11 protein-coding genes and 1 tRNA gene are annotated in these 9850 nt (G+C 58.1%); 8 read left to right on the top strand and 4 right to left on the bottom strand.

From position 1 onward, the window contains the following. Positions 1 to 111: 111 nt before the first annotated feature. Complete coding sequence (locus A6U87_RS11260; RefSeq protein WP_065691351.1) at positions 112 to 396, bottom strand: hypothetical protein; 285 nt, start codon at positions 394 to 396, stop codon at positions 112 to 114. Between the two features lie 568 nt (positions 397 to 964). Between A6U87_RS11260 and A6U87_RS11255 the strand changes: the two genes are divergently transcribed. After that, positions 965 to 1711, top strand: coding sequence for a phosphoadenosine phosphosulfate reductase family protein (locus A6U87_RS11255; RefSeq protein ID WP_065691350.1), 747 nt, complete (start codon positions 965 to 967; stop codon positions 1709 to 1711). Positions 1712 to 1810: 99 nt separating this feature from the next. Here the strand turns inward: A6U87_RS11255 and A6U87_RS11250 are convergent. After that, positions 1811 to 1886: transfer RNA gene (locus A6U87_RS11250), tRNA-Lys, on the bottom strand. Positions 1887 to 2147: 261 nt separating this feature from the next. Next, complete coding sequence (locus A6U87_RS11245; RefSeq protein WP_065691349.1) at positions 2148 to 2327, bottom strand: hypothetical protein; 180 nt, start codon at positions 2325 to 2327, stop codon at positions 2148 to 2150. 277 nt (positions 2328 to 2604) lie between these two features. On the opposite strand from A6U87_RS11245, the gene A6U87_RS11240 reads away from it, so the two are divergent. From A6U87_RS11240 to A6U87_RS11220, 5 genes are all read left to right on the top strand, one after another. Beyond that, complete coding sequence (locus A6U87_RS11240) at positions 2605 to 2817, top strand: hypothetical protein (RefSeq protein WP_065691348.1); 213 nt, start codon at positions 2605 to 2607, stop codon at positions 2815 to 2817. A 258-nt stretch (positions 2818 to 3075) separates the two neighbouring features. Continuing rightward, positions 3076 to 4374 carry an efflux RND transporter periplasmic adaptor subunit gene (locus A6U87_RS11235; protein WP_065691347.1) on the top strand — a complete coding sequence of 433 codons (1299 nt, stop codon included), beginning with the start codon at positions 3076 to 3078 and terminating at the stop codon, positions 4372 to 4374. 11 nt (positions 4375 to 4385) lie between these two features. After that, a complete protein-coding gene (locus tag A6U87_RS11230) occupies positions 4386 to 5102 on the top strand; it encodes an ABC transporter ATP-binding protein (RefSeq protein WP_065691346.1) in 717 nt (238 codons plus the stop codon). After that, a complete protein-coding gene (locus A6U87_RS11225; protein ID WP_065691345.1) occupies positions 5092 to 6300 on the top strand; it encodes an ABC transporter permease in 1209 nt (402 codons plus the stop codon). Before A6U87_RS11230 ends, A6U87_RS11225 begins: the two co-directional genes overlap by 11 nt. Positions 6301 to 6405: 105 nt before the next feature. Next, positions 6406 to 7020, top strand: a complete 615-nt coding sequence (locus A6U87_RS11220) for a GntR family transcriptional regulator (RefSeq protein ID WP_065691344.1) — start codon at positions 6406 to 6408, stop codon at positions 7018 to 7020. A 47-nt stretch (positions 7021 to 7067) separates the two neighbouring features. Here A6U87_RS11220 and A6U87_RS11215 read toward each other — a convergent pair whose 3' ends face one another. Further along, positions 7068 to 7880, bottom strand: a complete 813-nt coding sequence (locus tag A6U87_RS11215; protein ID WP_065691343.1) for a ferredoxin--NADP reductase — start codon at positions 7878 to 7880, stop codon at positions 7068 to 7070. 247 nt (positions 7881 to 8127) lie between these two features. Between A6U87_RS11215 and pcsA the strand changes: the two genes are divergently transcribed. Further along, complete coding sequence (gene pcsA, locus A6U87_RS11210; RefSeq protein ID WP_065691342.1) at positions 8128 to 8856, top strand: phosphatidylcholine synthase; 729 nt, start codon at positions 8128 to 8130, stop codon at positions 8854 to 8856. A 10-nt stretch (positions 8857 to 8866) separates the two neighbouring features. Beyond that, positions 8867 to 9847, top strand: a complete 981-nt coding sequence (locus A6U87_RS11205; RefSeq protein WP_065691341.1) for a quinone oxidoreductase — start codon at positions 8867 to 8869, stop codon at positions 9845 to 9847. The last annotated feature ends 3 nt before the right edge of the window (positions 9848 to 9850 follow it).

Raw genomic sequence — 9850 nt, 5'->3', positions numbered from 1 at the left:
AGATGTGTATAAGAGACAGCTACTTGTGCATAAAAGAAAATGCCGGAACGAAATGACGTTCCGGCATTTTCTGTTTTCAGGCTCAGCCTTGTTGCCCGAGCTTAGGTCGCATCAAGGCTTGGTTGTATCAGTCGACGGTGCGGGCTGCGTCGTCGTGGCTGGCGGTGTCGCCGGCATCACGGGCTTGGGAGCAGGCTCGCTGATCGGTGGTGGTGTCGTGGACGCCGTAGTCTCGGGATCGGTCTTGGATCCACCGCCCCATTGCGACCAGGCAAAGCCAGCAACCGCGATGATGGCGATGATCGCAACCCAGGTGCCCCAACCGCCGCCTGAACTACGGCTGCGAATCGGCGGGGTTCGAAGATCTGATTCTCTGTCGTTCGGGTCGTAAGTCATATGCTTCCTCCGTGCCTTTACTAGGCAAGGAACTCCAACGGACGCGCTTTGTTCCCAAAACAGGCCAGAGTTCCGTCAATGGTTACGGAAGTCGCGGGGCGTTGGGCAGACCAGGCGTGAGCGCCATGCTGGGAGAAGTGCTGGAAATGTTGCGAACGATCCTCACCAGACGCGAAATCAAGACTTCATCTAAGTCTCTGAAAACACGTGGTGAGAGCGTCGGGGTTCGAACCCGAGACCTACTGATTAAAAGCAAGTTGGTCTAATTTTTACTACCGCGACATCATTCCGCATCACGATTGTTAGTATCGGTTTCCCAAAACTAAACAGCTTTTGCTGTGCCGGAATAGGATACGTTTTTCAAACCGATACCAATACCGTGACCAACTTTTGAGCGTCCGTGACCGACTGATAGGTGATCGGAGCGAAGTATTCCCAAATGGGTATACTTGGTGTACAATCTGGAACGCATTGATACTATTGAGAAAATAAATTATTTCTAAGGTTAAACCATAATGATCCGTGTATTGATCCCTATAAGTGGCGGAAAAGATAGTCAGGCGACGCTTTGCAGCATTACAAGCCGGAGGAGGTCCGTGCATTATTTTGCGATACGCAATTTGAGCACCCGCTAACATATGCTCACGTGGAAAAGCTGCGAACGCTCTACGGCAACATCCAGATTGATACCGTGTGCGCCGGATCGGTAGAGCAGCAAGCGCTAAAGCACGGACGGTTCCCTGGTGGCGGCGCACGCTTTTGTACCGAGGAACTGAAAATCTGGCCAACCAAGCGATACGCCGCTGACTTAGCCCGAGCCCAAGGGTCGCGCCTTGGCCACAAGAGGAAGCGCATTTCAGCGTCCGACAGTGGAGGATTTGAAATCTGGTACGGGATGCGGCTTAACGAGAGCACCGAGCGAGCGAACCGTTACGCAGGAAAGGTCTGTAATGAGGTCTACCAGCCGCACGAGGTTATGAAGAAATACCCGCAATATCTCGGCAAGCTGGGTGTGCGGTTTCGTCTTGCGGTCCTAGACTGGTCCGAAGCGGACGTGTTGGATTTTTTGAGCGGCGAGGAGAATCCGCTCTACGCGCAAGGCTTCCCCCGCGTCGGCTGCTTTCCTTGTCTAGCGAGCGGTGACAAATGGAAAGTGAAGGCGTTTCAGCATGACGATTTCGGACAGCAGCAACACCGAAAGGTGATTCGAATCGGCCAGCAGATCGGCAAGAGCGTATACACGTCGAAGGGATGCATTCGGTCAGCCGCAAACGATAACGTTCAGTTTGACGGCTGCGCCGTATGCGCCATCTAACAGGCTGATCGGAAATTTATTCGAATGATCTGGCGTGATGGGTTTTCGATACCGCTACCAATACCGATACTAATTTCGCTGATTTTGGTATCGGTTTGGTGGTGGCTGCGCTGGGGTTCGAACCCAGGACCCTTTGATTAAAAGTCAAATGCTCTACCAGCTGAGCTACGCAACCGTACCAATTTCCGTAGCGTCTTGAGCAACTGATAGATTTAGCAGCTTGACGCTGTTTAAAAATCAGTTGCTCTACCGGCTGAGCTACGCTCTCCCTCGGTCCGAGGCTCAAATGCCGCCCCGGCTGGAAGTGCGCGGAACATATGCAGACGACCCATTGCGGTCAACCAAAAAATCTACGTTTCCTGTGCATTAGGCACAATTCTTGCGGCGGGTCTGCAAATGAAGGCCCGCGCCGAAGCGCGGGCCGTTCATACAAGCATCAATGTTTGCCCTTGTTGCCTTGCTGGCCGGGCTTCATCTGCTGCTCATGCTTCTTGCTCTGATCGTCGCGGGAACCGGACGACGACATGTTGCGCTCACTTCCGGAGCTTCCTGCACTCTTGTGGCTCTGTTGGCCGGATTTGACGTGCTGATCGTGGGTTCCGCCTTGATTTGCCATTTCGGTCTCCTTGGGTTTGAAAAGGTGAGGCCACGCCGACCCCACGGTCTTAAACCCTGCGGCCAAAGCGCGGTTCCGCAATTTAATATTTCGTGATGGTCAGATGCAGTCATCATGCGGTCGATTGCCGGTGACGGGACTGCCCCGCTGACATCCAACGGCGAATAATGCGCGGAGCGCCAGATTGTTCCAGAGAAATGCCGAAATAAATCAATGCCTTCGATGCTTCACAAACACGTGTGCTGCACTAACTATCTCTTTATCGAAGGAGATTGCCATGACCGAAGTGCATGAACAGAAACCATCCCAGACACGCAAGGTTCTGCGTGGCCGTCCTTATAGCCTTTCAGAGTTCGCCCGGAAGTATCGGCTTGATGAGGAGGAGGCCGAGCGCCTCTTTCAGAAGTTCGGGCCTTCCGCCATGGAGCTTGATTTGCTGATGGCAGCCAAGCGCCGTCCACCGGTGTCGCTGGCAGCTCTCGGCGTGTAGCGAAGCAGCTGCGCTGCCTTGTTTCAAGGCAGGGGTGAGGAGCGCCGTTCTCTCGTCTTTCTGGATCGAGAGGACGGCCTCTTTTTAGAGAGACAGCGTCGCGCGCCACCGGTCGAAACCGGACTCTGATTACCAAGATTTCATTTCCCTTTCCGACCTCGCCGTGCCAAGGCGGTCATGGTGCTAATCGCCCGTTCAGCTTCACGTTGTTATTCGGTAGCTCGCGGCCGCATTGGCCGCATACCGATCGAGGCCCGAATGAACGACATTGCAAACACCAGCCAAACGAAAACCAGTGGCGGCGGCGCGGATCTCGCAGCCGCTCTTGCCGCGTCCGAGCGGCAACAGAAGGGGCGCTGGTTCAGACGTTTGCTGGTGCTTCTTCTCGTGGTGCTTGCCATCGGCACGGGCGTCTATGCCTACTCCAGTCGTGGGACCAGCCAGCTGACCTATATCACGCAGCCGGCCAAGCGCGGCGACTTGACCGTGCTTGTCACGGCGACGGGCTCCGTGCAGCCGACAGAGCAGGTAGACATTTCCAGTGAGCTTTCCGGGACGGTTCGCGATGTCAACGTTGATTACAACAGCGAGGTCAAGGCGGGCGAGGTGCTGGCGGTGCTCGACACCAACAAGCTCGAGGCAGACGTGAAGAGCACCCGTGCCAAGCTCGATTCGGCAAAGGCCAATGTGGTCAAAGCGACTGCCGATCTCCAATCCGCTCAAAGTTCCTACGAGCGCTATCGCAATCTGGTTCAGAGCAATGTGACGACCCAACAGAGCCTTGAGGATGCGCGCTACAAGTATGATTCTGCCGTGGCGGCAAAGGAAATCAACGAAGCAGCCGTGTTGTCTGCGGAGGCAGATCTTCAGCTTGCCGAAGTTAATCTGGCGAAGGCCAAGATCATTTCGCCGATCGACGGTGTGATCCTGACGCGGTCGGTCGACCCCGGGGCGACCGTTGCCGCTTCGCTTTCGGCGCCGGTTCTGTTCGTCATTGCTGGCGATCTGCGCAAGATGGAGCTTCAAGTAGATGTCGACGAGGCCGACGTTGGCCAGGTCGCCGTGGGCCAGAAAGCAACGTTCACAGTCGACGCCTATCCTGATCGTACATTTCCCGCCGAGATCAAGCAGATACGCTTTGCGTCAGAGACCACGAACAATGTGGTGACTTACAAGGCGATCCTCTCCGTGGACAATGCCGATCTGCTGTTGCGCCCCGGCATGACGGCGACCGCCGACGCCACCGTCGAAGCGGTCAAGGACACGCTCATGGTTCCGAACGCAGCACTTCGCTACGCACCACCTGCTGCGGACTCGCCGCGCCGCGGTGGTCTATTCGGCTTTCTCCGGCCACCCCGCATGGGACCGCGCACGGGCAATCAGGGCGGTGAAGCGCTGACCGGGGCAAAGCGAAGGGTCTGGGTGCTCAAGGCAGGCAAGCCGGCGCCCATGGTCATTCAGGTCGGGTCGTCGGACGGACAGTTCACGCAGGTCGTCTCCGGCGATCTGAAGGAAAACGATGCTTTGGTCGTCGATTCCACCGAGCAATCGAAGTAGGCGGACGCGCGATGACCACGCCGCCAATCATCGAATTCAGGCAGGTATCCAAGATCTATGGTCAGGGAGAGGCGGCCATCCGTGCGCTCGACCGCGTCGATCTCTCGATATCGGAGCGCGAATTCGTTGCCATCATGGGGCCGTCGGGCTCCGGCAAATCCACCGCCATGAACATACTCGGCTGTCTCGATGTTCCGAGCGCCGGCGACTATCTGTTTCAGGGTATTCCGACACGGGGATTTAATCGCAGCCAGTTGACCCTGCTGCGCCGGCACATGCTCGGTTTCGTGTTCCAGGGCTTCAATCTTTTGCCCAGGACATCGGCCGTGGAGAACGTCGAGTTGCCGCTGATCTATCGCGGCATGCCGGGCGCCGAGCGGCATCGCCGCGCGAAGGAAGCGCTGGCGCTGGTCGGTCTGTCCGGGCGCGAGCATCACAAGACGCAGGAGTTGTCGGGCGGCCAGCAGCAACGCGTGGCCATCGCCCGTGCCATCGTCACGCAGCCGTCATTGCTCCTTGCGGACGAACCGACCGGCAACCTCGACACCAAGACCAGCATCGAGATCATGGACCTGATGACGCGGCTGAACCGCGAGCAGGGCATCACCATTGTCATGGTCACCCACGAGCCCGACATCGCCGCCTACGCGCAGCGTCTGCTGCGCTTCGTCGATGGCAAGCTGGAGGCGGAGACCACCAAAAGCGGGGAGGCGGCACATGTTCTTTGAAACGTTGAAGCTTGCTCTGCGGGCGATCAGCCGCAATATGCTGCGTTCATTTCTGACCGTGCTGGGCGTGGTCATCGGTGTTGCAGCCGTCATAGCGCTCGTCACCATCGGCAACGGCACGACCGCCCAGGTTACGTCGGAACTGTCGCGGCTGGGCACCAACATGCTGTTTGCGCGGCCTGGCCAGTTCGGCCCGGGCAGGGCCAGTTCCGAGGCTAGGCGCTTTACCGTTGCGGATGTGGATGCCATTCGTGACCAGGTTGGTGGTCTGCGGGCGGTGGCGCCGCTCAACCAGACGACAGCGACTGTGATCTATGGCGGTCAGAGCCATTCGACCACTGTCATGGGGACCACGAACGACTACTTCGTCGCTCAGGATTGGGACATGGCCGTTGGCCGCACGTTCGAAGCCGCGGAAGAGCGTGGCCGCGCGCGCTGCATCCTGGGCGAGACAGTGCGCTCGCAACTTTTTGGCGCCGCCGACCCCACCGGCCAGCAGATCCGTGTCGGCAAGGTGTCCTGCGGGGTGATCGGCGTTCTCGCAAAGCGCGGCCAGTCCGGCATGGGCAACGATCAGGACGATGTCGTCGTCATGCCGGTCAAGGTGTACCAGCGCCGGATCGGCGGCAGGGCCAACGCCAACGTGTCTATGATCGTGATCTCCGCCCGCGACGGGGTCTCGACCTCCAAGGTTCAGTCCGAAACCGAAAACCTGCTGCGCGAACGCCGCAAGATCATTCCGGGCCGTGAGGACGACTTCAACGTCAACGACATGACGCAGATCGCCGAAGCGATGACCGGCACGACGACGCTTCTGACCAGTCTCCTCGGGGCGGTCGCCGCCATCAGCCTTTTGGTAGGAGGCATCGGCATCATGAATATCATGCTGGTGTCCGTCACCGAGCGCACCAGGGAGATCGGTATCAGGCTGGCGATCGGCGCGCTGGAAGGGCAGGTGCTGCTGCAATTCCTCGTGGAGGCTGTCGCCCTGTCCATCTTTGGCGGAATGACAGGCATCTTGCTCGGCCTGGGGCTCGGCTTCGGCGCCGTGACGCTCCTCAAGGTGCCGTTTGTCGTCAGTCCGGTGATGATCGGGGTCGCGTTTGCGTTCTCCGCGGCGATCGGCATGATCTTCGGCTACTTCCCCGCAAGGCGGGCAGCTCAGCTCAATCCGATCGAAGCGCTTCGGCACGAATGATGGCCGGCGCACGGCGCTCCAACGGCTCTGATATATCAAGGCAACCTGCCATTGCATTCGCGCGATGTCTGCTTATGATATATCAGAGCGAAACATGGGAATGCGATGCAGAACTCACAGAGCCATCTGGCCTATCTGGCGCTGGAGCATGCGATCGTAACGTTGGCGTTGCAGCCCGGCGCGCTCGTAACCGAAAAGCAGCTCATCGATCTTGCTGGCCACGGTCGCACGCCGGTACGTGAAGCAATCCAGAAGCTGGCATGGCAGCGCCTCATCTTCGTCAGGCCGCGGGTCGGTCTTCAGGTCGCTGAGATCAAGCCCGGCGACCATAGCCATGTGATGCAGGTGCGCCGGGAGTTGGAGCCGATTGCCGCGGCACTCGTTGCCGAACATGCCACAGAAGCGCAGCGAAACCAGCTCGTTGAATGCGCCCGCGCGATGGCGGATTGCGCGATCAGCGGCGACCTTGCCGCATTCTTCTCGGCGGACAAGGCCTTCGACGAAATCCTCGAGGAGGCATGTCCCAACGCGTTCATCACCTCGGCGCTGGCGCCAGTACAGACGCATTCACGCCGGCTGTGGTACTCGACGGCAAGTCCCGATCGGATGGACCGATCGATCTCGCTCCATGTCGCCGTTATCCGCGCGATCCAGCAAGGCAATGCGGCCGAGGCCGCCAAGGTCATGACCGTGCTGATCGACTATCTCGGCCACAAATAAAAACGGCCCCGTTTCCGGAGCCGTGATCCTAGGAGAATGTTGGCGTCTTAGCCGACGAAGGCGCGCTCGATGACGAACTCAGCGGGTTTGCTGTTTGCGCCCTCGTTGAGGCCGGCTTTTTCCAAAAGTTCCTTGGTGTCCTTCAGCATTGCGGAAGAGCCGCAGATCATGCCGCGGTCGATCGAGGGATCGAGCGGGGGGACGCCAAGATCTGTGAAGAGCTTGCCGGATTCGATCAGATCCGTGATGCGGCCGCGATACTCGAAGTCTTCGCGCGTGACGGTCGCGTAGTGACGCAGCTTGTCGCCCACGACTTCCTTGAGAAGTTCATCGTTCTGGATTTCATGCACGAGGTCGAAACCGTACTTCAACTCCGCAATGTTGCGGGTCGTGTGGGTGAGGATGACTTCCTCATACTTTTCGTAGGTTTCGGGATCACGGATCAGGCTGGCGAAGGGCGCAATGCCGGTGCCGGTCGAGAACATGTAGAGCCTGCGGCCCGGCGTCAGTGCGTCGAGCACGAGCGTGCCGGTCGGCTTCTTGCGCATCAGCACCTGATCGCCGGGCTTGATGGCCTGAAGGTGCGAGGTCAGCGGGCCGTCCTGAACCTTGATCGAGAAGAATTCGAGTTCTTCCGACCAAGCAGGGCTAGCGATCGAGTAGGCGCGGAAGATCGGCTTGCCTTCGACCATCAACCCGATCATCGCAAATTCGCCGGAGCGGAAGCGGAAGCCCTGCGGGCGCGTCATGGTGAAACGGAACAGGCTATCCGTATAGTGTGTGACGCTGAGCACGGTCTCGGCGTAGACGCCGGCAGGAATCGGGGAGGCGAAGTCTTCGGTCTTTGCAGGGGCGTTCATTGCAGTGTCGGATCCCGTAATTCGTCGGATGATCTTTTCGATGCGAGCCAGATATTACAAATAGGCCTTCGGATAAAGGTATTCCATTCTTTCTGAAGCGACTTGCACGAAATATGCGTGTCACGCTCAGGATTCAGACTGCCCGTAATCCTTCGTCGCTTTTGCGCTGGCGAAGCGATGCAAAGGATGCATATTAGGCAAAAATCGCGCCGGCCGGGTGCGAATGCCTTTGGCAGCTCGGGGAAACATGAAGATTTTCAACTATAAGCGCGTGCCCTATGCGGAGATGCGTGCGTTTTCCGTCCATATTCTGACGGCGTCCGGATCGTTTCTGGCATTCCTTGGTGTCGTGGCCGCGGCGGAGCATCGCTTCATAGATATGTTCTGGTGGCTGGGACTTGCACTCCTTGTCGACGGTATCGATGGCCCGATCGCACGCAAGGTGAAGGTCAAGGAAGTTCTGCCGAACTGGTCGGGTGACACGCTCGATAACATCATCGACTACGTGACCTACGTATTGCTGCCGGCATTCGCACTCTACCAGAGCGGAATGATCGGCGAGCCGTGGTCCTTCGTCGCCGCCGGCATGATCGTCGTTTCGAGCGCGATCTACTATGCCGATATGGGCATGAAGACTGACGAGTACTTCTTTTCAGGTTTCCCGGTCGTCTGGAACATGATTGTCTTCACACTCTTTGTCATGGATGCGAGCGCGGTGACGGCGTTGACCGTGGTGATTGTTTCCGTCGTGCTCACATTCCTTCCGATCAATTTCCTGCACCCGGTCCGCGTGAAGCGCTTGCGCACGCTGAACCTCGGCGTCTTCTTCCTTTGGTCGGCGCTCGGGATGTACTCGCTGTTGATGCATTTCAATATGCCACATTGGGCGCTTGTGCTGTTCATTCTGAGCGGTATCTACCTCTACTGCATAGGCGCCGTTCTGCAATTCTTCCCGGCGCTTGGACGCAACGAGTAGGAAGCGGAAAATGGTCAGGACACAGGCAGTAACGTTCAGCAAAACCGGTGGACCCGACGTCCTCGAGTATGTTGATATCGATCTGCCGCCGCCCTCGTCTGGAGAGGTCCAGATCCGGCACGCTGCTATCGGCCTGAACTTCATTGACGTCTATTTCCGAACCGGTCTCTACAAGACGCCGCACCTTCCCTTTGTCACGGGCAAGGAGGCGGCCGGAACGGTGACATCAGTTGGTCCCGATGTGGACGGCTTTGCGGTTGGTGACCGTGTTGCATATGCCGGATCTGACGGTGCCTACAGCGTCGAACGCAATATCGAGACGAAACATCTCGAGAAGGTGCCGGATGGGATCTCGCTGGAAACGGCTGCCTCGATGATGCTGAAAGGCATGACGGCGCAATACCTGCTGAACCGGACGTTCAAGGTCGGTCCTGAGACGACCATCCTGTTTCATGCCGCAGCGGGCGGCGTCGGGTTGATCGCCGGCCAATGGGCAAAGGCGCTCGGGGCGAGGGTCATCGGGACGGCAGGCTCGAAAAGCAAGGTGCGACTGGCGCTCGATCACGGCTACGACCACGTGATCGATTACAACACCGAGAATTTCGTCGAGCGGGTCCACGAGATCACGGGCGGCGAGGGTGTGGACGTCGTCTACGATTCCATCGGTCGCGACACCTTCCCGCAGTCGCTCGACTGTCTCAAGCGTCTCGGCATGTTCGTCTCCTTTGGCCAGTCGTCGGGTCCTATCGAGAACTTCACGTTGGCGATGCTCGCCCAGAAGGGATCGCTGTTTGCAACCCGGCCGACGCTTTTCACCTATATCGCGACGCGCCACGAGCTAACTGATTGTGCAAACGCATTATTTGATGTTGTTTCGAGCAACAAAGTGCGTATCAATATCAATCAAACCTATCCGTTGCGCGAGGTTGGACGCGCCCATGCGGATCTGGAATCCAGGAAAACTACCGGAACTACGCTGCTGATCCCATAATGA

This window comes from Rhizobium sp. AC44/96 (assembly GCF_001692185.1).
In the GTDB taxonomy this organism is placed as follows: domain Bacteria; phylum Pseudomonadota; class Alphaproteobacteria; order Rhizobiales; family Rhizobiaceae; genus Rhizobium.
This window is presented reverse-complemented; position numbering and strand designations above follow the sequence as displayed.

What these genes read in the sequence shown, in the direction of transcription:
- A6U87_RS11260 (WP_065691351.1), bottom strand. Translation starts at nt 396, where the DNA reads ATGACTTACGACCCGAACGACAGAGAATCAGATCTTCGAACCCCGCCG.
- A6U87_RS11245 (WP_065691349.1), bottom strand. Translation starts at nt 2,327, where the DNA reads ATGGCAAATCAAGGCGGAACCCACGATCAGCACGTCAAATCCGGCCAA.
- A6U87_RS11240 (WP_065691348.1), top strand. Translation starts at nt 2,605, where the DNA reads ATGACCGAAGTGCATGAACAGAAACCATCCCAGACACGCAAGGTTCTG.
- A6U87_RS11235 (WP_065691347.1), top strand. Translation starts at nt 3,076, where the DNA reads ATGAACGACATTGCAAACACCAGCCAAACGAAAACCAGTGGCGGCGGC.
- A6U87_RS11230 (WP_065691346.1), top strand. Translation starts at nt 4,386, where the DNA reads ATGACCACGCCGCCAATCATCGAATTCAGGCAGGTATCCAAGATCTAT.
- A6U87_RS11225 (WP_065691345.1), top strand. Translation starts at nt 5,092, where the DNA reads ATGTTCTTTGAAACGTTGAAGCTTGCTCTGCGGGCGATCAGCCGCAAT.
- A6U87_RS11220 (WP_065691344.1), top strand. Translation starts at nt 6,406, where the DNA reads ATGCAGAACTCACAGAGCCATCTGGCCTATCTGGCGCTGGAGCATGCG.
- A6U87_RS11215 (WP_065691343.1), bottom strand. Translation starts at nt 7,880, where the DNA reads ATGAACGCCCCTGCAAAGACCGAAGACTTCGCCTCCCCGATTCCTGCC.
- pcsA (WP_065691342.1), top strand. Translation starts at nt 8,128, where the DNA reads ATGAAGATTTTCAACTATAAGCGCGTGCCCTATGCGGAGATGCGTGCG.
- A6U87_RS11205 (WP_065691341.1), top strand. Translation starts at nt 8,867, where the DNA reads ATGGTCAGGACACAGGCAGTAACGTTCAGCAAAACCGGTGGACCCGAC.